At 48.1% G+C, this 25,739-nt stretch carries 24 protein-coding genes and 1 pseudogene; 11 read left to right on the forward strand and 14 right to left on the reverse strand.

Annotated features, from left to right (window positions below; genetic code table 11):
• Window positions 1-31: 31 nt before the first annotated feature.
• Complete coding sequence (locus tag LO777_RS17995; RefSeq protein WP_228855209.1) at window positions 32-1,219, reverse strand: putative sulfate/molybdate transporter; 1,188 nt, start codon at window positions 1,217-1,219, stop codon at window positions 32-34.
• Between the two features lie 481 nt (window positions 1,220-1,700).
• Here LO777_RS17995 and LO777_RS18000 point away from each other — a divergent pair, with 481 nt between their 5' ends.
• The 7 genes from LO777_RS18000 to LO777_RS18030 all read left to right on the forward strand — a co-directional run bounded on the left by LO777_RS18000 (window position 1,701) and on the right by LO777_RS18030 (window position 6,852).
• A complete protein-coding gene (locus LO777_RS18000) occupies window positions 1,701-2,093 on the forward strand; it encodes an HAD family hydrolase (protein ID WP_228855210.1) in 393 nt (130 codons plus the stop codon).
• Window positions 2,094-2,174: 81 nt separating this feature from the next.
• The gene (locus tag LO777_RS18005; RefSeq protein ID WP_228855211.1) at window positions 2,175-2,843 is read left to right on the forward strand and encodes a hypothetical protein; all 669 of its coding nucleotides are present in this window, start codon (window positions 2,175-2,177) and stop codon (window positions 2,841-2,843) included.
• 17 nt (window positions 2,844-2,860) lie between these two features.
• Window positions 2,861-3,838 carry an acyltransferase family protein gene (locus LO777_RS18010; RefSeq protein ID WP_228857415.1) on the forward strand — a complete coding sequence of 326 codons (978 nt, stop codon included), beginning with the start codon at window positions 2,861-2,863 and terminating at the stop codon, window positions 3,836-3,838.
• A 120-nt stretch (window positions 3,839-3,958) separates the two neighbouring features.
• Window positions 3,959-4,891, forward strand: a complete 933-nt coding sequence (locus LO777_RS18015) for a metal ABC transporter solute-binding protein, Zn/Mn family (RefSeq protein WP_228855212.1) — start codon at window positions 3,959-3,961, stop codon at window positions 4,889-4,891.
• The gene (locus tag LO777_RS18020; protein ID WP_228855213.1) at window positions 4,882-5,628 is read left to right on the forward strand and encodes a metal ABC transporter ATP-binding protein; all 747 of its coding nucleotides are present in this window, start codon (window positions 4,882-4,884) and stop codon (window positions 5,626-5,628) included. Before LO777_RS18015 ends, LO777_RS18020 begins: the two co-directional genes overlap by 10 nt.
• Window positions 5,629-5,630: 2 nt before the next feature.
• Window positions 5,631-6,458 carry a metal ABC transporter permease gene (locus LO777_RS18025; protein ID WP_228855214.1) on the forward strand — a complete coding sequence of 276 codons (828 nt, stop codon included), beginning with the start codon at window positions 5,631-5,633 and terminating at the stop codon, window positions 6,456-6,458.
• 4 nt (window positions 6,459-6,462) lie between these two features.
• Window positions 6,463-6,852, forward strand: coding sequence for a Fur family transcriptional regulator (locus tag LO777_RS18030; protein ID WP_228855215.1), 390 nt, complete (start codon window positions 6,463-6,465; stop codon window positions 6,850-6,852).
• 2 nt (window positions 6,853-6,854) lie between these two features.
• Here the strand turns inward: LO777_RS18030 and LO777_RS18035 are convergent, their stop codons facing one another.
• Complete coding sequence (locus tag LO777_RS18035) at window positions 6,855-7,289, reverse strand: hypothetical protein (protein ID WP_228855216.1); 435 nt, start codon at window positions 7,287-7,289, stop codon at window positions 6,855-6,857.
• A gap of 432 nt (window positions 7,290-7,721) precedes the next feature.
• Between LO777_RS18035 and purL the strand changes: the two genes are divergently transcribed.
• From purL to LO777_RS18055, 4 genes are read left to right on the forward strand one after another with little or no spacing between them, the layout of a single operon-like run.
• Window positions 7,722-11,525, forward strand: coding sequence for a phosphoribosylformylglycinamidine synthase (purL, locus tag LO777_RS18040; protein WP_228855217.1), 3,804 nt, complete (start codon window positions 7,722-7,724; stop codon window positions 11,523-11,525).
• A 35-nt stretch (window positions 11,526-11,560) separates the two neighbouring features.
• Window positions 11,561-11,881: a YbjQ family protein gene (locus LO777_RS18045; protein WP_228855218.1), complete on the forward strand. Its 321-nt coding sequence runs from the start codon at window positions 11,561-11,563 to the stop codon at window positions 11,879-11,881.
• A gap of 4 nt (window positions 11,882-11,885) precedes the next feature.
• Complete coding sequence (locus LO777_RS18050; protein WP_228855219.1) at window positions 11,886-12,362, forward strand: YbjQ family protein; 477 nt, start codon at window positions 11,886-11,888, stop codon at window positions 12,360-12,362.
• Window positions 12,359-13,189 (forward strand): M48 family metallopeptidase, encoded by an 831-nt coding sequence (locus tag LO777_RS18055; RefSeq protein WP_228855220.1) that lies wholly within the window; start codon window positions 12,359-12,361, stop codon window positions 13,187-13,189. The genes LO777_RS18050 and LO777_RS18055 overlap by 4 nt, the downstream gene beginning before the upstream one ends.
• On the opposite strand, the gene LO777_RS20285 is transcribed toward LO777_RS18055, so the two are convergent.
• From LO777_RS20285 to LO777_RS18115, 12 genes and pseudogenes are all read right to left on the reverse strand, one after another.
• Window positions 13,183-13,800 (reverse strand): ABC transporter substrate-binding protein, encoded by a 618-nt coding sequence (locus LO777_RS20285; RefSeq protein WP_268907478.1) that lies wholly within the window; start codon window positions 13,798-13,800, stop codon window positions 13,183-13,185. The genes LO777_RS18055 and LO777_RS20285 overlap by 7 nt on opposite strands.
• The gene (locus LO777_RS20290) at window positions 13,797-14,354 is read right to left on the reverse strand and encodes an ABC transporter substrate-binding protein (RefSeq protein ID WP_268907479.1); all 558 of its coding nucleotides are present in this window, start codon (window positions 14,352-14,354) and stop codon (window positions 13,797-13,799) included. The genes LO777_RS20285 and LO777_RS20290 overlap by 4 nt, the downstream gene beginning before the upstream one ends.
• Before the next feature lie 270 nt (window positions 14,355-14,624).
• Entirely contained in the window at window positions 14,625-15,362 is a 738-nt protein-coding gene (locus LO777_RS18065) for a PEP-CTERM sorting domain-containing protein (RefSeq protein ID WP_228855221.1), read from the reverse strand.
• Between the two features lie 118 nt (window positions 15,363-15,480).
• Window positions 15,481-17,664 carry an L-lactate dehydrogenase (quinone) large subunit LdhH gene (gene ldhH / locus LO777_RS18070; protein ID WP_228855222.1) on the reverse strand — a complete coding sequence of 728 codons (2,184 nt, stop codon included), beginning with the start codon at window positions 17,662-17,664 and terminating at the stop codon, window positions 15,481-15,483.
• Between the two features lie 21 nt (window positions 17,665-17,685).
• Window positions 17,686-18,249, reverse strand: a complete 564-nt coding sequence (locus tag LO777_RS18075) for a LutC/YkgG family protein (RefSeq protein WP_228855223.1) — start codon at window positions 18,247-18,249, stop codon at window positions 17,686-17,688.
• A gap of 47 nt (window positions 18,250-18,296) precedes the next feature.
• Window positions 18,297-19,639: pseudogene (locus tag LO777_RS18085) on the reverse strand (TRAP transporter large permease).
• A 2-nt stretch (window positions 19,640-19,641) separates the two neighbouring features.
• On the reverse strand, window positions 19,642-20,148 hold the full coding sequence (locus tag LO777_RS18090; protein WP_228855225.1) for a TRAP transporter small permease subunit: 507 nt from the start codon (window positions 20,146-20,148) through the stop codon (window positions 19,642-19,644).
• 70 nt (window positions 20,149-20,218) lie between these two features.
• Complete coding sequence (locus LO777_RS18095; protein ID WP_228855226.1) at window positions 20,219-21,370, reverse strand: TRAP transporter substrate-binding protein; 1,152 nt, start codon at window positions 21,368-21,370, stop codon at window positions 20,219-20,221.
• A 235-nt stretch (window positions 21,371-21,605) separates the two neighbouring features.
• Window positions 21,606-23,054 carry a sigma-54-dependent transcriptional regulator gene (locus LO777_RS18100; protein WP_228855227.1) on the reverse strand — a complete coding sequence of 483 codons (1,449 nt, stop codon included), beginning with the start codon at window positions 23,052-23,054 and terminating at the stop codon, window positions 21,606-21,608.
• A 7-nt stretch (window positions 23,055-23,061) separates the two neighbouring features.
• Window positions 23,062-24,051: a hybrid sensor histidine kinase/response regulator gene (locus LO777_RS18105; protein ID WP_228855228.1), complete on the reverse strand. Its 990-nt coding sequence runs from the start codon at window positions 24,049-24,051 to the stop codon at window positions 23,062-23,064.
• Window positions 24,048-25,187, reverse strand: a complete 1,140-nt coding sequence (locus LO777_RS18110; RefSeq protein WP_228855229.1) for a PAS domain-containing protein — start codon at window positions 25,185-25,187, stop codon at window positions 24,048-24,050. The genes LO777_RS18105 and LO777_RS18110 overlap by 4 nt, the downstream gene beginning before the upstream one ends.
• Window positions 25,094-25,681 (reverse strand): ABC transporter substrate-binding protein, encoded by a 588-nt coding sequence (locus LO777_RS18115; RefSeq protein ID WP_228855230.1) that lies wholly within the window; start codon window positions 25,679-25,681, stop codon window positions 25,094-25,096. Before LO777_RS18115 ends, LO777_RS18110 begins: the two co-directional genes overlap by 94 nt.
• Window positions 25,682-25,739: the final 58 nt, after the last annotated feature.

Raw genomic sequence — 25,739 nt, forward strand, 5'->3', positions numbered from 1 at the left:
TCAAATTTTTCTCTTTATTGATATGAGTCTGTCAAATATCGAATTTCTCAGAACGAAGTGTAAATGCGAGAATAATTCCCGCAAGAAAGCCCCAGGTCAAGCTTGAGGCAAGGGTGATGGCGAGGATGGTGAGAACCACGAACATGTCCTTTCTAGCGAACATGTCCAGAATGGTGAGACTGAGCTGAGAACCTGCAAAAAGCAAGAGAATTCCCAGGATGGAAAAGGGCAGGAAATGAATGAGAAGAATAACATGTGGACCGGTAAAAACAGCCAGGGCCAGGAAAACAGCACCAATAATAATATTTGAACCGGCAGTACGGGCTCCAAACCGATAATGGGCGGCCAGACCTCCCGCCCCGTGGCAGAGGGGGATTCCGCCCAGGAAAAAGCTGAGACCGTTTGCCGCTGCCATGGAAAGCGTTGTGGCCCTGTATGTAACCCGGTCTGAATCTTCTCCGAAATATTCTTTTGAGAGATCAGCGTTTGCAATGATGGCATTACCGATGGTCATGGGCAGCTGGGGGATGACCAGGACAAAGAGGGCCACGGTGAGATCAGTAGTGGCGGGCAGTCCTGCGGGGAGTAACGGAGGTGGATAGAATCCGGGCGTAAAGCGGCTCATACCATCATATGTTCCTAGAAAAAGACCGACAAGCAGGCCGAACAGGGTGACAACGATACCAGCAGGATATTTCCTGCTGTTTAAGAAATAAAAGGTTAATACAGTTCCGGCAATACCGATAATAATGGTTATGGGCAGGGGACCGGCACTCTGGATAGAAAGATATGGTTCCAGCAGTTGGCTGCCGGGGGCACCATCAATTACGAATGAAACACCTTTGGTCATAAGCAGTATTCCCGTGGACAGCTGCACACCCCTCACCACCGATTTCGGGACAAGTTTGCCTATCATGGAAATAGTGTCGGTCGCGCCAATAATAAGGAGAAAGATGCAGACAAGTCCTGTGGAGGCACTGATCTGGGAGTATGTCATGCCGGTTGAAATGGCGTAGGCGGCGATGACTTTCATCGGCTGAATGGGGACTGGTAGTCCAAAGTAGCAGCCCGACAGGATATAAAAAAGGCCGATGGAATAAAAAATGCCTGTTGGTGAAACATGATTAATCGTTACCATGCCAACGATCAGTGGCAGCAGAGTTCCCAGGTCTCCAAGAGATCCTGCTATTTCCATTCTGTTGAAGCGGTATTTTTTCATGATGTCTGCTGAATAAAGTGAAAACAACTCTATCCCGCATTTCTCATGAACATTGTGGTAATTTTGAGAATAGCTGTAGATTACAAATAATTAGACAACTATCAGTAATAGAACAAAATTTACACAATGTTCACCCAAGGTCAGTCCAGGAGACGCCATCTTCTGCAGTATTTCGGCAGTAAATATAGATCACTATGATTCACTGCCAGGTAAGCGAAGACTCCGGGAACTTTGAACCTGACGTCGCCTGGACTGATGAGAAATGCAGGCTATGATGAATATACACCATTTTAAACGACAGAAGAAGAGAAAGCACATCATGAAATATCCTGTTGTAATGTCCCGGAGGAGTGTTACACTAATTTTAAACTCGAAAATAAAATAGTATTTGATTGCCCATGGAACTCAGCATGATAAAAATAGACCTGCATTGATCTCAACCTGAGTTTGAAGGGGAGTCGTGATTGTTCATGGAGGGAAAATGTATATTGGTCTGGACTTTGACGGAACGGTTGTTGATCATCGCTATCCCGATATCGGCGAACCAGTTCCCGGTGCCGTAAAATGGTTGAAGCGACTGCAGCAGTGTGGGGCGAAAATTATTCTGTTTACAATGCGGTCAAACAGTGAAGAGGGAAGTTATCTGAGAGATGCAGTCAGGTATCTTGAAGAAAACGGCATACAGCTTTATGGCGTCAATATGAATCCGGACCAGGCAGAATGGACAACAAGTCCAAAGGTATATGCCCATGTATATATAGATGATTCGGCTTTTGGTTGCCCTCTTGTGCAACCTAGGGGGTTTGCTGCTCCCTGTGTGGACTGGAAGGTTGTCGGTCCTCAGGTGGAGCATATGTGTTTGAATATGGGCTGAACCGGAGGATGTGTTTTACTGGTTGTTAGATTCAATTTTGATCTTTTTGTGGGTGTGCATTGCGGGGGGATGAAGGGAAGCGTGAATGGTACAAAAACAACTCAAAAAAAAATCTTTGCACTATGTGGCGCACTGGTCGTCACCTGTCTTGTCTACTGGAGTATTCAGTTTGTAGTTTTGTCTGCTTTTGCCAGAGTTGTGGTTGATATTGAAAGCGAATATAACAGCAAGGTTCAGCTCTATTATTCTTTTGCCACGGGAAGCCGGGTAGCTTTTCGGGAAAAAGATTCAACTGTTATGCAGGATCTGCCGGCAAAAAAACGGTGTCAGTTACAATTTCAAACCAATAACAGATCTTTCAGAACATTGAGGATTGATCCGGGCAAGGGGCACGGGACGTATCGAATATACAACGTGCGGCTGTTAAGCTTTTTCGGCCCGGAAATTGAAATAGATTTTGGTCAGCAACAGCCTGAACTCACGGCATCTCCTCAGACCGAATTGAAATTCGACCAGGGTGGATTTCTGAGGGTCAAAAGCGATACCGATGATCCTTACATCATCCTCCATCGTGAGTTACAGGTAAACAATCCGGTAGTTCAGTATATTGTGCCGGTACTGGCAGGGATCTTCTCTTTTTTTCTGTTTTGTTCGCTCCGTTTTTCTGCTTCAGCATTTTATAATGATCTTCTCCATAAAACTCCGTCAACCGGAAAAAACCTGGCTCCCCTTGACGGGTTAAGGGGGTAGCTGCACTTCTGGTTCTGCTGGACCATACAGGACTTCCGGGGTTCAGGGGAACAGGTATGGTCGGAGTGGCTCTTTTTTTCTGCCTGAGCGGTTATCTGCTCTGCCTGCCTTTTGCTGGTGAAGGCTCCCGTATTGTTTCCGCCGAATATATGAAAAATTATTTCGCAAGACGTTTCTGCAGAATTCTTCCCATGTATTATTTCGTCCTTACGGCTGGATATTTTTATTCACAGCGTTATGAGGATTATTTCAGATCACTGCTTTTTCTCCAGGGAAATTCCATACTCTGGACCGTTCTGCAGGAAATTCATTTTTATACCTTGCTACCGCTTATTTTTATGATCCATCATTTTATTTTTCGCGGTCGGTTGACAGGGATTCTGATCTTCCTGGGAGGGGTTGGGTTTGCTTATAATCACAATTGGTTGCCGATTCACACCATGTACGGAATGGAGCATACCATGCCTCTTTACCTGGGAGTGTTTCTGGTGGGAATCATGATGGGATATTTCTATCAGAAATGGGACCGGATAAAATATAAGGATATTCTTTCCCTGCTCGGTCATCCCGGCGTTATTCTCATAATGTTTGTCCTGGCTGTTTCTCTCCCCGAACTTCGAAATTTTATTGTCGGCCATAGAGTTGTCGAGTCGTGGGTTCTTGAAGGAATCTATCCTTACTTGACAGGTTGTTTGATTCTGGGCCTTTCGATAACTGAACGGAACAGGGTTCAGAAATTTTTTTCACATTCATGGCTCAGAGCCGTTGGTTTGATAAGCTATAGCGTCTATCTGCTCCATCCTGTTTTTCTGGATCTGGTGAAATATATTTTTTTGGTCTATTTAAATATTCAACCAAATGGTGTCGTTAAGTTCCTGTTTACTCTTGTCCTGGTTATTCCCGCAAGTGTTATGACATATACCTATATTGAAAGACCGTTCATCAGGAGAGCCCCGGTAAAACTTCAATCGACTGAATCTCAGCCGATTGTATGATTTCTGTTTGCGAATCATTTGCAACATGGGTAAGGTGGTGAACACGAATGTTGTTTTAGATTTCTTACAGGATCGGGTGATGTCGGGTTTGGAATCTTGAGTTGATTATGAAGAGCGTAAATGAATTCAATGAGATATTGGAAAATTCTATGTTGTTTTCTCTGGGTGATGCTGTTGTTTGGCAGTCAGCCGGGTGAAGCTGCCGAAAAACTTCACGTTGTTACTTCTATTTTTCCCCTGTATGATTTTACCAGGCAGGTTGGTGGAGAAAGGGTTGAGGTCAAGCTGCTTCTGCCACCGGGAATAGAGGCTCACGGGTTTTCTCCGACCCCGCGGGATCTGGTGACAGTAAGCCAGGCGGATCTGTTTTTTTATACCAGCCGTTTTCTGGAGCCTTGGGCGGAAGCTGTTGTTTCGGCCATGGGCAGGGAACAGGGCAGGGTTGTTGAGGTTGGCAGGGAAATTATTGCACAGCAGGTGAAAAATCATAAGGCCGACAGAGATCATTCAGGGCATGGCGGTATTGATCCTCATATCTGGCTTGACCCTCTGAATGCGGTTGAAATGGTGAATGTGATCAGCAACATACTGATCAAGATGGATCCGGACAATGGCGGGTTTTATCGGCAAAACAGAAAAGCTTATGTGGAGAAACTGTATGAGTTTGATCGTGAGACCGGGAAAAGTCTCCGGAACTGCCGTCTGAAAACCATTGTCAGTGGTGGTCATTTTGCCTTCGGTCCGTTTGCTGAAAGATACGGTCTCAAGGCTGTTTCACCGTTCAAGGGCTACTCGCCAAATGGACAACCCAGTCCCCGTGCCATTGCCGCGCTTGTCGATAATATACAGAATACGGGGAGTAGGGTGATTTTCCATGAGGAACTTGTGCAGCCGAAAATTGCCCGGGTCATAGCGGAGGAAACCGGAGCAAAACTGCTTCTTCTCCATGGGATTCATAATGTTTCGCGGGACGAGCTGGAACGCGGTGAGACCTGGTTGTCTCTGATGAAAAAAAATGTGGAAAATTTGAAGCAGGGCCTGCAATGTCAATAATCTCGGTGGAAAATCTCTCCGTCAAATTGCATGGTGTTGTCGTACTGTCGGATGTTTCCTTTAAGGTGGCAGAGGGTGAGTATATCGGCATCGTCGGTCCTAACGGGTCGGGAAAATCGACTCTTGTCCGTGCCATTCTGGGGCTTGCGGACATTCACGTGGGCAAAGTTCAAATCATGGGGCAACCTCTTCGCCATTTTGCACAATGGTATCGGATCGGCTACCTGCCCCAGTCAACCGTTGTTGCCAACAAATCTTTTCCGGCATCCGTGGCCGAAGTTGTGGCAACCGGTCTGCTGGGCAGTAAAAAATTTCCACGGAAGGTGAGAAGAAAAGACAGGGAAAAGGTTATGGAAACACTTTCCATGCTGGGTATTGCCGATCTTCACCTGGAGCAGATAGGAAAACTTTCCGGCGGGCAGAGCCAACGGGTCTTTCTGGCAAGAGCCATGGTTTCCGATCCGGACATCCTGGTACTTGATGAACCGACCGCTGCCCTCGACCCGGTAACCCGCGAATCCTTTTATGAAATAATCGCTTCCCTCAACCGGGATCATGGTAAAACAGTTCTTCTGGTAACCCATGACAGTTCCATCATCGGTCGTTATGCCGATAAAATGCTTTACCTGGATAGGCGTCTTGTTTTTTTCGGAAACTTCAAGGAATTCTGCATGTCCAGTGACATGTCAAACTATTTTGGGGAATTTACCCAGCATCTCATCTGTCATCAACATTGAAAATGGATACGGTTTTTACCCAGATTATCCAGGCTCTCCATTACGGGTTCATACAGCGTGCCCTCTTTGCCGGCTGTTTCATCGGTGTCTGCTGTGCCGTGCTTGGACTGTTTCTTGTTCTGCGGAGATTGTCTCTGATTGGTGAAGGGCTTGCCCATTTTTCCCTGGCGCCCATCGGTCTGGCCCTTATGCTCGGGATTTATCCACTTTATGTGGCACTTCCCCTGGGGTTGCTGGCATCCTTCTGGATACTGCACCTTGCGGGCAGGGCAAATATGTACGGAGATGCTGCCATCGGTCTTGTTTCTGCCATCGGTGTCGCAACCGGTGTTATCCTGGCAAGTCTGGGATCTGGGTTTAATGTGGATCTTTTTGGTTACCTGTTCGGGGATATCCTGGCCGTGAGTCGGGTGGAGTCCGTTCTGACCATGGCACTTTCCTTTGTTGTACTCCTCCTTGTTTTCCTGAATTATCAGGATCTTTTTGCCATAGCGTTTGATGAAGAGTTTGCCAAGGTTATCGGATTGAATACCGAACGGATGAACCGGATACTGGTTGTTCTGACAACCTTTACTGTCATTCTGGGTATCAAAGTCGTAGGTATCATGCTTGTCTCAAGCTTTATTATTTTTCCCGCAGTAACAGCTCTACAGTTATCCAGAGGGTTCAGGACAGCTATTTTTTTTGCTGTGTTTTCAGCATCTTTTTCTGTTTTCGTGGGAATTGTAGCGGCATATCTTTTTAATTTACCGGCGGGGGCAACAATAGTCCTTGTGAATTTTGTTTTTTTTCTGTTGGCGTATGGGTTGAGCCGTTTCAGGATAATGTGATTATATGTCAGGATTTACGCCAAAAAGACAGCTGGTGCTGGAAATTATCGAGTCTTCGGATCGTCCTCTCTCCTCTCAGGAGATCTTTGCCATGAGAAAAGGGGAGATTAATCTGGCGACTGTTTACAGGAGTGTCAACTACCTGGAAAAACAGAACCTGATAGAGGGTTTTTCTCTTTTCTCCGAGTCAAAGGGGACAGTGCGGTTCTATTTTCGGAAAAGAAGGCCACATCTCCATTTCTTTTTCTGCGGGCGATGTCAATCGTTTACGCCATTTCATGACTGTATCTTCAGCAGGCAGTCTCGCACTGAAATCGAGGAGAAATACCAGCATAAGATCCAGTCGCACGTTCTTTACTTTACCGGTTTATGTCGTGACTGCCAGTCAGACTGAGACTATTTTTTCTTTTTCCCCTTTTTTTCTTTTTTCTTCTTTTTGTTTTTCTTTTTTCCCTTCTTTTTTTTCTTTTTTTCCTCTTTCTCTTTTTTCTTTTTCTTGTTTTTCTTCCCGTCCTTTTTTTTCTTTTTTTTCTTTTTTACAGTTGTGTTTTCAGGTTGAGAGGTTTGAGAGGAAGGCTCTTCTGTAGATGTGGCGGGAAGCGTGTGACCGGGGAAAAGGTCCATGCGTTTTTCCTTGAAGAGGACAAGGAGATAACGGAGCTGGCCGATGGTCAGTTTACTTAATTCAGCACTTTTTACCTGAGTGTGGCCGTCATCCAGGAGGAGAAGGGCTTTGGCCCTCCGGCTGAACAGACCGATGTTGAGTTTTGTGATGTATTCGCAGGATTCTCTTTCCTTCTGATTCAACAGGTTTCCCGTGGTGGTTGCCATATGTCCTCCTTGAAATGATGTCGGCAAAATGCAGAGAAGCAGCCCGGGTGGCATGGAGACTGCAGAAAAAGGTCGAATTATTACCTCTGAAAACAGTTTATGGCTGAAACAATAGCATTTCCTGAAAAAAAAATAAATGGTCTCCCTGGAAGCAGATGAGGAAAATCATGAAGAAATTTTTTACGAATAATGCTAGTGTAGTATCTGTCCATAAACAGCCTTTTTCCCCTGATTCTTCGTTGTTGTGGAAATTTTATCCTTGGAATATCAGATAGATGTCTGTGGTAAAATTTTCTTGCGCCCGATTCAGAATAAAAAAGCTCATTTCTGGACAGATACTCGAGTATTCCGAACGTTTCAGGAATTTCACTGTTCTTTATTTCATTAAAAATTCTGTAAATATCCAATTCTTATCACTGAAGGAAGTTTGCCATGGGTGTGACAATCACACGACTGTATCGAAAAATTGACGGGGAACAGGCATACTGTTTCAATATAGAATCGACAAGAACACTCACCGCAGAAGAAATGAATTGCCTGCGAATGATTCTGGCAGACGGTTTTCTTATTGATACCGTTACCACAGAGCCGGTTCTCACCGGAAACCGGGTCGTAGAGGTGGGGCCCCGCCTGAATTTCGCTACAGCCTGGTCTTCAAATATGGTGTCCATCTGCCAGGCGACAGGACTCGGGATAGTTACCCGTGTGGAAAGATCAAGGCGATATCGTGTGCCGGAGGGGAGTAATCTCCAGGAATTTATTGACAGTCACCATGACCGGATGACCGAGTGTCACTACCCGGAACCGTTGAGCAGTTTCGAGACGGGGGTTGTGCCCGAGCCGGTATACGAAGTGGATCTTCTGGGCAGGGGGGCTGAGGCTTTTGATGATATTCCCGGTATCTCCATGGATGAATGGGATCGCAATCTCTATTACGATTATTTTGTCAACAGGCAGAAAAGAAATCCGACGATTGTGGAGATTATGGATCTCAATAATGCCAATTCCGAGCATTCCCGCCACGGTTTTTTTAAGGGGAAACAGATAATAGATGGTCAGGAAATGGAGGGAACGCTTTTTGACCTGGTGACCGCAACTCTTGATGCGAACCCGAAAGGGTCGCTTATTGCTTTCAAGGATAATTCGAGTGTTATCAGTGGCTATGGAATAGATACCATTATTCCTGATCAACCGGGTATCCCGTCGTTATTTTCTCTTCGGTCAGTACTGTACCATCCTCTGTTGACCGCGGAAACACATAATTTCCCTACAGGTGTGGCTCCTTTTCCCGGGGCAGAGACTGGAACAGGCGGGCGGATTCGTGACGTGCAGGGTACGGGAAAGGGTGGCTTTGTTATCGCCGGAACAGCCGGATATTGCGTTGGAAATCTGAATATTCCCGGATATGCGCTTCCCTGGGAAAATGATTATCCCCGTCCTGACAACCTGGCCTCCCCCCTTGAGATTGAAATTGAGGCCAGTAACGGTGCGTCAGATTACGGCAACAAGTTTGGAGAGCCCCTGATCCAGGGTTTTACCCGTTCCTTTGATATGCGTCTGGAAAATGGTGAGAGGTGGGGATTTGTAAAACCCATCATGTTTACCGCCGGAGTAGGCCAGATTGATTCCCGGTTGACGGATAAGGCAAGGGAAGAAAAAGGTATGCTCATCGTTCAGGTGGGTGGTCCAGCGTATCGAGTCGGTTTCGGCGGCGGGGCGGCTTCAAGCATGTTGCAGGGCGAGAATGAATCGAGCCTTGATTTTAATGCGGTGCAGCGTGGTGACGCGGAAATGGAGCAGAAGATGAATCGTGTTATCAGAGCCTGCAACGAGATGGGTGAGCGGACCCTGGTTGATGTGATTCACGACCAGGGTGCCGGAGGTCCTGCCAATGTATTGAAGGAACTGGTGGAAAACTCGGGCGGTTGGGTAGAGGTTCGCAATATCAGAGTGGGCGATCCCACCATGTCTGTGCTTGAAATATATGTTGCCGAATACCAGGAGCGTAACGGGTTTTTGATCAGACCGGAAAATATTGAGAGGTTTTTGGCAATCTGTGAAAGGGAAAAAGTCAACTGCGAGGTCCTGGGCAGGGTTACCGGGGATCTTCGTTTTGTCCTCCACGATTCCCATGATGACTCTACACCCGTGGATATTGAGCTTGACGTACTGCTCGGAGATATTCCCCAGAAAACCTTTGAGGACAAAAGAAAAAGTCTTGCCGGTCAACCGGTTGAGCTTCCCGATGGAGCAACGGTTGAAGGGGTGCTGCATGACGTGCTTCGCCTGGTGTCGGTGGGATCCAAAAGGTTTCTCACCAGCAAGGTTGACCGGGCCGTTACCGGTCTTATCGCCAGACAGCAGTGTTGCGGTCCCCTGCAGTTGACCGTGGGAAACGTTGCCGTAGTTGCCCAGTCCCATTTTGGTCTGACAGGGATAGCGACAGCTATTGGAGAGCAGTCTATCAAGATGCTGGTTGATCCTGCCGCCGGTGCCCGGATGGCGGTGGGAGAGGCGTTGACAAACCTGGTCTGGGTAAAAATTGAAGATCCCCTGCAGATTAAGTGTTCCGCCAACTGGATGTGGGCGCCGAAACTGCCTGGAGAAGGAGCGGCAATCTATGATGCCGCCAGGGGTATGAGAGACCTGATGATTGAGGTGGGCATGGCGGTGGATGGTGGCAAGGACAGTCTTTCCATGGCCACCATGGTTGGTGATGAAACGGTGAAATCCCCAAGGGAACTGGTTATTTCCGCCTATGCAGCCGTACCTGATATCAGAAAAAGCGTTACTCCGGATATTAAGAACGTCGGTTCAAGGCTGCTTTTTATTGATCTTTCGGGTCGTAATCGCCTGGGAGGCAGTAGTCTTGCACAGGTGCTGGGGCAACTGGGGGATGAAAGTCCTGACGTGGAGGATCCGGGTCTGTTGAAAAGGGGTTTTGCCGCAGTGCAGGAAGTGATCGCTCAAGAATTGATTTCAGCTGGACATGACAGAAGCGACGGGGGACTGATTACCACCCTGCTGGAGATGGCCTTTAGTGGCAATTGTGGACTGGATCTGGATCTGGGTGGAAAAGACTCTGTTTTCAGCGCACTTTTTTCCGAGGAACTCGGTTTTGTCGTGGAATGTGTCGAAGAGAAGCTGCAGGAGGTGAAGGCGCTGTTTGACAGGGCGGATGTTGAGTGCCGGGAAATCGGCAGGACTACGAAAGAGAAACGGATTCTCCTGCGCTATAACGAGGAGGTGGTTCTTGATAAGAACATGGTTGAATTACGCAGCTGGTGGGAGGAAACCAGTCACCGTCTTGACCTGCTTCAGGCTGATCCGGGTTGTGTGAAGGAGGAAAAAGAATCGATCCATGACCGCAGGGGGCCGGAATATATTATCCCCTTTACGCCGGAACCGGCCCCGGCAGCCCTGCTGAAGAAGGAGAATAAGCCAAAGGTTGCAATCCTGAGAGACGAAGGATCCAATTCGGATCGGGAGATGAGTTCCGCCTTCTTTGCCGCCGGTTTTGAAGTATGGGATGTCTGTATGCAGGATCTGCTCTCCGGAAATATGACATTGGACGGATTCAGAGGACTTGCTGCGGTTGGTGGCTTTTCTTATGCTGATGTGCCGGAATCCGCTAAAGGATGGGCTGCAACCATTTTGTTCAATGACCGGCTGAAAGAGATGTTCAGGGAATTTTATAAGCGTCCTGATACTTTTACTCTGGGGGTCTGTAACGGGTGCCAGCTTTTTGGTTTGCTCGGTTGGGTACCGGAGCCAGGACTTGCATCTGAAGTGCAGCCCCGTTTTGTCAAAAACAGATCCGGCCGATTTGAGTCCCGCTGGTCAACGGTGAAGGTCAGGAGAAGTCCGGCCATCATGTTGAAGGGCATGGATGGATTGGTTTTTGGTATCCATGTGGATCATGGTGAGGGAAGACTTCATTTCCCGGATACGGGAATTCTGGAGAAGGTGAAACAGAACAATCTTACTCCGTTGGTCTATGTGGACGATGAGGGTAGAAGTACGGAAAAATATCCCTTCAATCCCAACGGCTCCCCGGAAGGGTTGGCGGCACTCTGTTCGGCTGACGGTAGGCACCTGGCGCTCATGCCTCATCCGGAAAGGGTATTTCTGCCCTGGCAGGCCCATTATCTGCCAGAGGAGATGAAAGAACTCAAGGTCTCCCCCTGGTTTCAGATGTTCAGAAACAGCTATGACTGGTGCACATCGGGTTTCTGAATTGTTTCGTATGAAGTCATGAAAAGGAAAGAGAAATGATTATTACCAACGTGGAGAATGTTCCCGGAAAAAGAATCGTGGAACATTTCGGAATTGTTCAGGGCAGTACCGTTCGGGCAAAACATATAGGTCGTGATTTTATGGCCAGTCTGAAAAACCTGGTCGGCGGAGAATTGAAAGGGTACACGGAGCTGCTAAACGAAGCGAGACAGGAGTCTCTGGAGCGTATGCAGAAACAGGCCGAAGGGCTGGGAGCCAATGCAGTTGTTAATGTCCGGTTTGCCACTTCATCAGTTGCCCAGGGTGCATCCGAGCTCTTTGCCTATGGGACGGCTGTCAGACTGGAATCGGAGTGAAGAGATGCAGTTTCTGACAAATAACGGTGATCTTGTTCTCTTCGTACTGCTTATTATCCTTGGCTATGTAGCGGGATCTCTGGCTGAAAAACGTCATTATGCCTCCATCAGAAAAAGAGAGCGGGAAATGATGTCCATGCCGGTTGTGACTTTTGTGGATGGCTATCCTGCCTCGAGAGTGACACATTCTCAGCTTGTGACCGGTAGTGCGGTTATTTCCATTGATTATTTCAAACGTTTTCTGGCAATCCTGAGAAACCTGTTTGGCGGCCGGGTCAAATCCTACGAGTCCCTTATCGACAGGGCCAGGAGGGAGGCCATCCTTCGGATGAAGGCGGAGGCGGAAAAAAAGGGCGCTGCCCTAATCGTCAATTTTCGCTTGGAGACTTCAGCTATTGGACGTTCCGCAAACCGGAAACGGCAGGTAGGAAGTGTTGAAGCTCTAGCCTACGGGACAGCCGTTTTTCTGGAGCAGCAATGAAATTTACGCCAAAACCTGTCGATGGTGATGTAAATCTTTCGGGAAAACATCCTTTGCGGGAGGCAGTCTGGCTGGTGGCTGAATTACTGGTTATTCTTGCACTTCTCTATTTTGTATTTGGATTTGTCGCCCAGTTTGTGGCCGTTCGTCTACCGGTGAAGGCGGAAATCTGGATCGGCAGTAAACTTGAAGCAAAATATCAGGCTCATACAGACGCATTTCTCCAGGATCATCTTGATCGGCTCGTACGGGAGCTTCCTGCAGATTCCCCGCTCCATGAGTATTCTTTCAAAATATTTCTTGATGACTCGAAAAAGATTAATGCCTTTGCGCTGCCGGGTGGCAGTATTGTGGTTTTTCAAGGACTGTTGAATACAGTCCGGTCTGAAAATGAACTGGATATGGTTCTGGCTCACGAACTTGGCCACTTTTATCATCGGGACCACCTGCGGGCCATGGGACGTAATCTTCTTCTGTTTCTTGTTGCCAGATTACTTCCCGGAGACCAGTCTCCTGACCTGGTTCTCTGGCTTGCGGGTAAGTTCGAGAGACGATACTCGCAGAAACAGGAGCTTGCTGCAGACAGCTGGGGACTGGATCTGCTCTACAGGCGCTATGGTCATGTGGGTGGAGCAACCGATTTTTTCAGGCGGTTGTCTCAGAAGAATAAAAGCCATTTAGCCTATTTCCTGGCCACCCATCCCCATCCGGAAGATCGGTTGAACAGCCTGAACAGGATAATAGAAGAGAAACATTATCCTGTAGGTGAAACTGTACCGTTTAGTTCGGGACAGAAGGAAAAACTGGGCTCAGGAGCCGCTCATTGACATACTGATTTGTACAGAGTGAGCATGTCTGAGTCAATCCGGACAATAATGACACATTTGTCGGGGTCTCCTGTTGCATTAAAACTCATCGTGCCGGATGCTCCCGGAAAATTTTTCAGCTTTGCAAGTGCTGTTTTTACGGCCACCCGATCAGCAATAAGCTTTCCCTGGAGTCCTCCCGTATCCCTGATGGCCTGCAGGAGTGCACGGGTAGCGTCCCAAGTAAGTGCGGCAGGGGCATCTGGATAGCTGTTATACGCCTTACGGTACGCTGTAACAAACTGTTTGTTCAGGCCGGTCGCGCCACCCGGAGCATAGTCTCCGGCATAGAAGAGGCCGTCACAGTCTTGCCCGCAGGTTCCGATAAGGTCTCCTCCCGCCCATGAACCACCACCGACGATGGGTATATTCAGTTCTATTTCATTGGCCTGTTTAACAATAAGAGCCACCTGGTCCACATGTTGCGGCAGATAGAGAAACTGGGCCGGGGAATTCTTGATTCGTTTCAGCTGTTCTCTGAAATCCTTGTCACCGGTTCTGAATGTTTCCAAGGCAACTATCGATCCGGCACCATTTGCAGTTTCGAAAGCCTGTTTGAAGTTTTTTGTCATTCCACGGGGGCCGGGCTGACAATATCATAAAGAACTGCCGCTTTTGTCGCCCCGAATTCATCAGCCACAAACGTTGTGATAACCGGGCCCTGTTTGGTAAAAATTGAATTACTTCTGAAAACGAAGGGGCGATTTTCAGTTGTTTTCGGTGACGCGGACCAGGAGGCGATCATGGGGGTGGAAAAGGCATTGGCTATCTGGCCGACGGGTATGGCATGACGACTGCTCAAGGGACCGACTATTCCAATCACATTATTTCTGCTCACCTGGTCAAGCACCAGTTTTGAGGCAGCCGATGGATCGGATTTGTTATCTCCGTACAAAAAATTCACCCGATAGGTCTTATCCCCGACTTTCAGTCCCCCTGAAACCTCAAGATCTTTGCGAACCAGTTCCGCGGCATTTTTTGCATGGTGGCCCGCCTGTTCAAGCCATCCAGAAAAGGGAAGGTTGAAACCGATTGCTATTTCGCTGTTGTTTGCGTAGGTCGTCGGGACAGCGATTATCAGGGGAAAAACAGCGATCAACAATACGGGAAGGATTTTGAGTTTCATTGTCAGCTCCTGGATGAATTTTCAGGGTAATGAAATAGAACCTGAATTTTGCACTTGGGAAAATGAAAAGATAACTGTTCATTTTCTTTCTCTTGCAGGATTGGGGAAGAAGGTATTATTTTAGCGTGTTTTTAGATTACATACAATTTATTTTTGATGGGGACAGGTTGGAGTAACGGCAGGATACAGACGATAAGGATGTGAGCTGGAAAAAAAGGACATCTGAAAACAGATGTCCTTTTGGGATAAACAAATTTGGTTACGAAAAAATCAGCGGGAATTTCTTCGTCGAAGAGTACCGCCTGCAAAAGCAGCGAGTCCGGCACCAAAAAGCAGCATGGTGGCCGGTTCTGGAACAGCTGCGGTCTGGGTAAATCCCTGGTATGAAACATTTGGCTGGGAGTAGTTATAAAAGCCGAATTTCCCTGCGGCATATGAACCGTCAATATCAAAAATTGTATCGCCGTCAATAGCTATATTGATATTGTTTGCAGTGTAGCTCAGGGTGAACTGGTAAGATATGTTATCTTTCCATCCATTAGTTGAGGAATAATCATCAGCTATGATATTAATGTCGTTTCCTGAGTGATCCCACAGATTGATGTCACTTCCGGTGATATGGGAGAGAGTAAAACCTTCACGTCCCTGGCCTCCAGGACCCCAGTATTGATCGTTCTGTTTCCAGTCAAAAAGATAATAGTCCTCTGAACTGGCATACCCGAAGACAAAACCGATAAAATCATCATCACCGGTTGTGTTGACTTTGAAATTGCCGTTAAAAACGGTGTTTGTCCAGGTCTGGTCACTGAGAAAGGCGGAAGGGTCACTGTTGACACTCTGGGTGACAGAAGTTCCGCCAACGGTTGTCCAGCTTGGTGAGGCATGGTGAGAATCATCATACATAACTACAGGGCTCCAGCCACTGAGATCAATAGGATCCGCCAGAGCTGAAAGAGAACAACTGAAAAAAGTGGCAGTCAGAAATGCCGCGGTAAAAAAAGGTTTCATAATAATTATCCTTTAAATGGTGTAAATGTGTTTTTGAAAGAATTTTTTCCTGAAAATTATCCATCTGCCATATTATTATAACCTCCAGGAAAAAAGAAACAATGGTAAGGATAATTATTTACCGGTTATTTACTCTTTTTTTGAGTATCTCCTCCAGCAGTTCAACAGTGTGAACACAACGCACTGTTTTGTCGGCTTTTCCCATGGCTCCCTTGAGCATGATCATACAGCCGGGGCAATCCATGGCCACGGTCTTTACACCGGTTTGTCGGATGGCGGCAACTTTATCCAGGGTGATCTGTTTTGATATCTGGGGGTGGCTGAGAAAGGAGTAGGTGCCGCCGAAACCGCAGCAGCGATCACTGTTTTTCATTTCGTCAATCGTATACCCTGCTGCTTCCAGAAGGTTTCTCGGTTCTTTCCAGACTCCGTTTCCTCGTTTGAGGTGACAGGAATCATGGTAAGTTATCTTCTCACGGGCTCTGGGGGCTTTTCGTATTTCTTCTGTGGAGTTAAGAATTTCTTCCAGAAATCTGGCTGCATCCATCGTTTTTTCAGAGAGATCAGCAGCTTTTTCTCTCCATTCAGGATAGTCTTTCAGCCGTTTGAAGAAATCTCTTTTTACTCCCATTGTACAGGTGGGGCAGAGGCTGAGAACATAATCGACCCTGACCTCTGAGAATGCCTGGACGCTCTGTTTGGCCAGGTAGATGCCTGTTTCATTGTCTCCCGCGTAGAGAGCTGGAATCCCGCAGCAGTTCTGGCCTTCAGGAAAAACCACTTTGACATTGAGATAATTGAGAACCCGGACAAGTGCAAGACCGCTTTCGGGGTAAACAAAATCAGCCCCGCAGCCGATGAAGATGCCAACCGTATAACGCGGATTTTCAACCTGTTGTTCAATTAAATCAAATTGTTCCCGGAAAGATTTTTCGGCAATTGAGGGCAGATCCCGCCACTCGGTATAATCTCTGGACATAAAGTGCATGGGGAGATGGCGGATAACAGGGGGGGATGAGTCGTCATCTTTTCCGGTGAGCGGTTTTTGCAGCTTTGATGCGGCTTTCACCATCGAGTGAAAAAGAGTGCGATTTTTCATAATCGCCTTAAAGGCAACATTTTTTATTACACCCATACCGTATTTTTCCGTGACCATGTTACGCAAATGAAGGATTATCTCTTCCAGGTCAATGCCGGCTGGACAGACAGCGGAACAGGATCGGCAGCCGATGCAGGCACGGGTCAGTTCCTTTGCCTTGTCCAGTCCCTCGTAAAAGGCGGTGAGGATGATGCCGATGGCGGAGATATAGATGGAGCCGAATACATGTCCCCCCACGGTCTGATAGACGGGGCAGACATTGGCGCAGGCACCGCACTGGATGCAGCGCAGGGCGTCTTGGCAAGCTTGGGACTGGTAAAGGTCTTCCCGGCCGCCGTCGATCAGGATTATATGCTGTTCTTTGGGTTCATCACCTGCAGGTACGGCTCCCCGGATCCATGTCACATAGGAGGTGAGCAGTTGTCCGGTGGCGTTGCGTGGCAGCAGACGGGTGATTTTGACGGCATCTTCCATGGAACGGACCAGTTTATGGATTCCGGCGAAAACGACATGAGTCTTTGGCAGTGTGGCACAGAGTCTTGCATTGCCTTCATTGGTGACAAGACCGATACCACCAGTTTCTGCAATGAGGAAATTGGCCCCGGTCAGGCCAATATCCGCATCAAAATATTCTTTTCTCAGGCGGTTGCGGGCGACATCCACAAGGGTTTTGATCTCCGCGGCCAGGTTTTCACCGGTTTCCCTGCTGAACAACCTGGCCACATCTTCCTTGAACATGTGAATGGCCGGCATCACCATATGGCTGGGTCGCTGTCCGGCAAGCTGGACAATCCATTCACCGAGATCTGTTTCAGCGGCACGGATACCCGCAGCTTCCAGGGCTTTGTTGAGATGAGCCTCCTCGGAAACCATCGATTTTGATTTGGCAATGAGCTTTGCCTTTTTTTTCCGGGCAAGTTCTATGACATAGTCATTTGCCTCTTTTGTATCCCTGGCAAGAAAGACTTTGGAACCGGCTTTTTCAGCGTTACTGATAAACTGAACCAGCAGTTTTTTTCGGTGGATGCGCACTTCGTCTTTGATAGTCGCCAGTTCTTCACGCATTGCCTCGAAATCGAGTCCGGCAAAGGCCTGCTTACGGGCGATCAGGTAGGCATCCCCAAAAAGATGGAGAGCCTGGCTCAGTTTCGGGTTGCTGATTGCCGTTTCCACGGATTTTTTAAAAGGTGATGAAGATGTCATATTTCCTTATTCCTCCCTCCGTCAATTTTTCAGCAAATCATCGGAAATGTTGTTGACAATCAGGATGTGCAGTTCCCTTGGGCCATGGCAGCCGATGGTCAGTACACGCTCGATGTCTGCGGTCCTGCTTGGCCCGGTGATATAGGCGATAAAAACAGGTTTATGTCCCGAATGCAGAGTGTTCATTGGCTGAATCGCGGTGAGATTATCCGGTAGAATGGTTGCAGGGTCAACAAAAATAAAATGTTTTTCAGGCAGGGTAGTGGCCAGTCGGATGTTTTCATCGGTACTGTCCAGCACTACCGTGCCCGTGTCAGCCATGGCGAAGTTCGAAAAGGTAACCCCTGCAGCGGGAATTTGACCTGCGTAACGGAAATCCTCCCGAAAGACATCGACTCCCTCTTCATGAAGAAGTTCAGTGAGTCTGAACTCTGCGGCAAGTGCGGTTGATGGCACGAGGGTGGTGCCGTCTGTCTTTGATCCGATATAGGCAACAGCTTCCCTGATGCCGGCAAACTGGCGGGTACTGGCACCGATTTTTCGGCTGGCGGTAATGAATGTTTCTAGGGTATCCTGGTTCAGCATGGTCTGTTTCTCTGGAGATCAGAAATTAAAGGTACACCGTTTCAATGTTATCCACCGAAAAAGAGCGTGGGCAGAAAGGTAACGATGGACGGGAAAACGGCAATGATCAGCAATCCGAGTATCTGCAGCAGGACAAAGGGAATGATTCCCCTGTAGATATGTCCCATGGTGTAACCTTCCGGCGCGACCCCTTTGAAATAAAAAAGAGCATAACCAAAGGGGGGGTCAGAAAAGAGGTCTGCAGGTTAACACAGAGCAGGATGGAAAACCAGAGCGGGTTGAAATCCAGCTCCATGGCAATTGGCATGAAAATAGGTACCGTAACAAGAAGGATAGCCGCCCAGTCGATGAACATCCCCATGATAAAAACGATACTCATCATGATGAGAAGGACCATCCAGCGATTCAGGCCGGAGCCTACAAGAACATCGGCCACCACATCACCGCCTCCCATGGAGAGAAAAACGGTACTGAAGAATTTACCACCGATAAAAAGCATCATTACCATTGCCGTGGTATTCATGGTGGCATGGGCCGATTCCTTCATTACCTGCCAGCTGAAATTACCACTGAAAATGGCAAGAATCATTGCCCCAAGGGCCCCGAGTGCTGCGGCTTCAGTGGGTGTTGCGACACCGGCCAGAATGGTCCCCATAACTGCGAGAATAAGGGCCATGGGGGGAAGGAGTGATTTCAGGGTCAGCAGGAATTTTTGACTTGTGCTCCATTTTGAGGCTTCCTCCCGGGTGATTGGGGGGCCGAGAGTGGGGTTGATGGTGCAGCGGACGAAGATATAAAGGAAATAGAGGCCTGCCAGGAGAAGTCCGGGGAAAATGGAACCAGCGAAGAGATTTCCCACCGAAGTTTCTTTCAGGCCCGTCAACCCGCCGTAGACCACCATCATGATAGAGGGGGGGATGAGTATTCCAAGTGTACCTGCCGCACAGATAATGCCTGCGGACAGCTCTTTCTGGTATCCTCTTTTCATCAGGGCCGGAGTGGCGAGCAGACCCATTGCCACAACGGACGCACCGATGATACCAGTAGTGGCGGCAAAAACGGTACAGACAACAACCACTGCCAGCCCCAGACCACCTTTCAATCCACCTAGGACAACAAACAGTGTTTCAAACAATTTATCGGCCACTTTGGAACGGTCAAGGAGCTGGGCCATAAGAATAAAAAGAGGAATGGCGACGAGAACATAATTGTTCATCAGACCCCAGGTATTATTGGCAAACATGTTAAAGAGAGCGGCAACATCCCAGCCGTTGTCTATCAGGCCGAAAAGGGTGGCGACCGCCGCCAGGGTATAGGCCAGGGGATGGCCGAGGGTAATTGCACCGATCAGGGTGGCGAACATGGCCACGGTTAATAGTTCAGGACTCATTTTTACCTCTCTTCTTTTCCGAACAGGATCTGCAGATCATGGATTAGGTTTGAAATTCCCTGCAGGAGGAGAAACAGAAAGCAGATCGCCATTATTACCTTGAAGGGATAAACGGGTGGTGCCCAGCTTGTTGAATTCAGTTCGTGTTCCGCAACTGATGTAAGGGCAAATTTACCAGACCAGATAGTCATGCAGGTCATGACCGGCATGAAAAAGACCAGTGTGGTCATTACACTTAGAAATGCCCGTATTTTTCTGGGAGCAAGGGATGTGAAAATATCTACCTGGACATGGCCTTTTTTAACTTCAGTGTAGGAAATACCGAACATGTAGTGCATGCCGTAAATGAAGGCGGTGGCTTCAAATCCCCAGATGGTCGGCGAATTAAATCCGTAACGCATGAATACCTCGTATATCACCACACCGAGCAGGGGAATAATGAGCAGTGAAGTCAGCTCACCCTGCCTGGTTATGAAGGTATCGATGGTTTGAGCAATTTTGGATAACATCTTGGTTCCTTGACTTGGGTTTTATACCGCTCCTTTCCGTGTTCAGATGGAAGGAGCGGCTTCGAGGTTGTTATTCAGTGATTTGGCCTGAAATATATGTTTCATATGGCCAGGGGGTGGCACCGCTGCGGGCATTTCGCCAGACTGAGTACTCTTTGATAAATTGCTCCTGGCTGTCCAGAGCTTTTTTTACATCGGGATGTTTGCTTTTGACGTCATCCAGATATTTTTTGGTGGTTTTTCTGAACTCAACAAGAGTGTCTCTGTCCATTTTGACAATTTCAATTTTTTCCTTGAAACGGTTGATCGCTTCAGCGTTCAGGGCGTTGATCCAGTTATAACTCCACGCCTGAGTTTCAGCAGCCGCAAGTTTGACAATTTCTTTGAGATCCTGGGGCAGTTCGCCCCAGGCTTTTTGGTTAAACATGAGGCCGCACTGGATGGCAGGCTGGTGCACACCGGGTTGGATGGCATACTTGGTTATTTCATCAAACCCCATGGGATAGTTGATGGCCGGAGAAGAGAATTCCGCGGCATCGATAACACCTCTTTCCAGGGCAAGGTACACTTCACCGCCTGGTAACGGGCTGACCGAGGCACCAAGGTTGTTCATGATATCCATGAACCAGCCCACAGTCCTCATACGCATTCCCTTGAAATCCTCCATCTTGGTGGCGCGTTTGTTTGAGAAAAGCCCCATTTCCTGACCGAACTGACCACCCGGCAGCGCATAGAGACCAAATTGGCCATAAAGAGCCTGCATCTGTTCCAGACCACCTTTTTCATAGAGCCAGATATTATATCCTTCCGCATCGAGACCAAAAGGTACGGAACCGAAGGCGACAAAGGCTTCATTCTTGCCTTTCCAGTATCCTGGCCAGTCGTGACCGACCTGGGCGGAGCCCTTGGAAACGGCGTCGAAGGTCTGCATTGCAGGTACCAGTTCTCCCGCGGAAAAGGGTTTGATATCAAGACGACCGGCAGAAGCCAGGCGAACGCTGTCGGCGAAATGGACAGCAACATCATAGAAGAGCAGTCCCTTGGACCACGGCATGACCATTTTCCATCTGATTTTTTTGGTCGATGGCTTGAATTTGACCCTCTTTGCCGATTTATGCCGGGAGTCCGTACCGAATTTTTCACGTTTTGCTGCATCGGCAGATCCTGCGGCTGCTCCGATGGTCATGATTACACACACTGCAATGGCCAGAAATCTTTTCATTGTATCTCCTCCTTGGAAATCATGGATTAGGTGGGATGTGGCCACCCGTTGTTTCTGCCACAGGTAAAGCACTATGTGTGCCAGAGGAGAGCAGATTTGATATATGATGTTATTTCAAGTTGATAGCTGAGGTGTTGGTTGGATTCCGTTGGAATAACAAAGGTGGGGAGATGGTTTTGTCTGAAAAATCGGATTGACCAGTCCGATTTTTGAGAATTTCCATGAGAAACACTGGTTAAAGTCTGAGGTTGTTTTTTTTCAGAAGAGCATAAAGGTGAGAACGTGAAAGCCCGGAAATGCCCAGAATTTTACTGAGTTCTCCATTGCACTGCCGTATGAGTTCACTGAGATAAATCCGTTCTACTGCAGATTTGAATTCTTTGAGAGGAGGCAGGGTGCTGTCGACAATATCTTCAAAAATAATCTGTCCTATTTTTCGGACATTTTCTCCGGCAGGTTCATTCGCAGGCAGAACCGCCTCTGACCCGGTTATGTTTTTTATCTGGGATTTTGCCACCCTTATTCGAAGGTCACGGGCCAGATGTACACTGTAGAGGGTTTCTTCTTCACCTGCATCGACCATGGCCCGCTCCAGGATGTTGAACAGTTCCCGTACATTTCCCGGCCAGGTGTAGCCGTTGAGAGTGGTGAGGAAATCTTCCGCCAGTTTTTTTTCTGTAAAGCCGAATGTATTGCAGAGGTACTCCATTCTGCTGTTAATAAGAGGCAGGATATCTTCCTTGCGGCTTCTCAGGGGAGGCAGCCTGATATGCATGGTTTTTATGCGAAAGAGCAAATCACTGCGGAACCGTTTTTCTGCAACCATGACATCGAGATCCCTGTTGGTGGCGGCAATCAGTCGGAAATCACTGGTCTCTTCTCTTGTGGCACCCACCGGTCGGAAATGTTTTTCCTGAAGAACCCGCAGGAAGGCTTTCTGGATAGAGAGTGGCATTTCACCTATTTCATCCAGAAACAGGGTCCCGCCGTCGGCGAGCTTGAAGAGTCCCTGGTGGTCGGCCAGGGCACCTGTAAAAGCACCTTTTTTATGGCCAAAAAGAGTTGATTCAACAAGAGTCTCAGTCAGAGATGCACAGTCGACAATGACGAATCGTCTATCGGCCCGTTTGCTGTTGTTGTGGATCGTTCGTGCGAAAAGTTCCTTGCCTGTCCCGGTTTCTCCGGTGATAAGGACATTGGTATCTGCCCGTGCCGCCTTTGCCGTCAACCGCAGGCTGGCTCTGATCCCCTGGCTGGTTCCAATGACATGATTCAGAGGAATAATTTCTTCCCCAATCTTCCTGGTTTTTTCCTGTCGATATTTCAGGGCACGGTTAAGGGTGAGAGTGATTTCCTTGACGGAAGAGGGCTTGAGCAGATAATCCCAGACACCGCCCTTGATGGCAAGTTCGGCTCCGCTCGGATCCCCTTTGCCGGTCAGGATAATGACTTCAGGATGTTCCGGTTGCGCCATGAGATTCGGTAGGATTTCAAGGCCGTTTCCGTCCGGAAGGTGCACATCAAGAAAAATCACATCGTATTCTGCTTCCGTGGCCATCCTGAGACCGGATGTGAGGGTATGGGCCATGTCACAGCTGTGACCCATCCGGGAGATCAGGCTTTTCATGGTTTCACAGGCCTCAATATCATCATCGATGATCAGCATATGACCATTGTTTTTCATGGGGTGTTCACTCCTTTTTTGCTACCCTGCCAAGTGCCGACTGCAGATCATTCCTGTCGTAGGGCTTAATCAATACTGTAACAATATTCCTGCTCTTTGTCGCCATCTCCAGGGCATCCTGCCTGCCGGAAACAAGAATGACCGGTATTGCACCGAGTTTCAGTGCCATTTCCACACCGTTCATGACTGGCATATCAAAATCAGTTATTACAAGGTCAAACCGGTTCCGGGAGGATTTGATCATCGCCAGTCCCTGCCCGGGGTCATCGGTGGCAGTGACGCTGTGGCCCATTTCCTCTAAAATACGGGGAATGGAGTCAAGCTGATCCCTGTCATCCTCCACAAAAAGAATGGAAAGAGACTCAACTGCCACGACCGGTGTAAAACCGGTATGTTGATACCTTGTTTCATTGGTGACGGGCAGGTAAATGGAGAAAACAGTACCTTGGCCCGGTTCACTGCTGACCTGCAGCCCTCCCCGGTGGCCCTTGACAATCCCGTGGACCACGGCCAGTCCCAGACCTGTCCCTTCGGAGATATCTTTTGTTGAGAAAAAGGGATCAAAAATATTATCAATGATTCCCGCCGGGATGCCCGGGCCGTCGTCTGCCACCCTGATACGGATGTAGTTACCCGGGGAGATATTCATGGTTGCGGCAAGTTCTTTTTCCACGTTCAGCTCATCCAGTTGCACATTTATCAGCCCGCTGTTTTCCCGAAGAGCGTGGTAACTGTTGGTGCACAGGTTCATGAGAACCTGGTGGATCTGGGTGGGATCCGCCTCCACAAGACTGCCACCAGAATGAATTCTGGAACTGATTCTGATAGTGGATGGCAGGGAACCATTCATCAGGCTGATCACTTCGTGAACCACTTCGGAAAGGTCGGTGGGCCGAAAGCCCTCCTTTGACGGCCGACTGAAGGAGAGAATACGTTTGACGACACCACTACCTCTTCTGGCCGCCTTCAGGACACGGGTCAGGTCTTCCGCTGTCATACTCTTCGGATCAAGATCCCCAGGGCCAGTTCTGTGGAATTAATGATTGATGTAAGTATATTATTGAAATCATGAGCGATTCCTCCGGCAAGAGTTCCCAGTGCTTCCATTTTCTGGGACTGGAGGAGCTGCTTTTCCAGATTCTGTTCTTTGGTAACATTTTCAGCCGTGGTCAGTATACCGACTATCCTGCCGTTCCTGTCCCTCAGGGGAACTTTGTTGACTTCCAGCCATCCGGTGGATCCGTCGCGATTTTGCAGTTTTTTGCGGCGTTTTCTGATGATTGTTTTTCCCCGTGCCACATCATCATCGGCATTGACTGACCAGCGTACATATTCCCGGTCAAAGACCACATCTTCAGTTTTTCTGGAAACAACGTCATCCGGGGTTTCGATATTGAAAAAATCAATAAATGTTCGATTGGCCCCGAGATATTTCCTTTCTCTGTTTTTCCAGGAGACCAGGAGAGGGATGGTATCCATGAGTGTTTCCTGGAAAGAGAGCTGTTCCGTTATTTTCCGCTCCACCCGCCTTCGGCCGATCATTGCCGTCACAAGAAAGACAAGGACGATGAGGAGAAGCAGGAGACTGGTCATGATTGTCCAGAAAAGTTCCTTGGGCAGCTCGTAGAAGGCCTTGGGTGAGTTGATGATCAGTGAATCCTCAGGCAGCAGATCATGTCTGATATTCAGTCGTTGCATGACACGATAATCAAACTCATATCTGCCGGTGGCTTCTGTCTGAACAGGGATGTTCTGCGGTTTTTCCCCGTTAAGGATGCGAAGTGCCATTTCAGCGGCGGTTCTACCATGCTGCCTGCCGGAGAGCATTCTGCCGCCGACGGCACCATGGCCCAGGAGAAACTCCCAAGTGGTATAAATGGGAACAGGAGAATGGGAATAGATTGCCTCCATTACCTCTTCCGCCGTATAAAATTTTCCTTTGATTGTCTGGTACCAGGGAAAGAAAAAGAGAAACGTGTCATCGCCCAGATTTTCAACTCTTTTCTGGGTCTCTTCCAGGGTGAGTTTGACCCAGAATTCTACCTGGAAAGGGAATGAATAGGTGGAGAGTATTTTTTCCATCTGTCTGCGGATCCCCCTGCCTGTGGCGGATTCATCGCCAATGACGACCATTTTTTTTCTCTCGGGTGGAGGCTGCGGATAAGATCAAGGGTGCTGACAAGGTCGAAGTTTTCAATGACTCCGGTGATGTTTTCCGGAGAATTATTGATGGCTTCAAAATTATTTATTCCACAAAACACGATGGGTTTTTTACGGAAAAGTGTTTCATGGTACTGTGAAACAAAATTAAAGCCGTTATTATCGGATACCAGAATGAGGTCAAAATTTTCCCCACGGAACTTTTCCCTGTATAGGGTGAAAAGGCTGTTTTTTATATGGGTGTAGTTGTATTTTTTAGTATCCATGTATTCTATCTGCAGACCGATGTGACTGTCACTTTCCCTTAACACTGATCGGATACCTTCAAGTATTTTGTCTGACCAGCGGTAACCGTGGTGGTAGGAATTAAGATAGAGGATATTTTTTTTGCTTCCACCATGGCTCCACTGTACACAGCACAGGAGAAGCAGTGGCAAGAGGAGTGTGGGCAGCATGTATCTTTTCATTTTCACTTTTTTTGCAATTCAGTTCCAATGGATAAAGGCATGGTCGAACCAGATGGTT

Origin of the sequence: Desulfomarina profundi (assembly GCF_019703855.1) — a bacterium.
Classification (GTDB): Bacteria; Desulfobacterota; Desulfobulbia; order Desulfobulbales; family Desulfocapsaceae; genus Desulfomarina; species Desulfomarina profundi.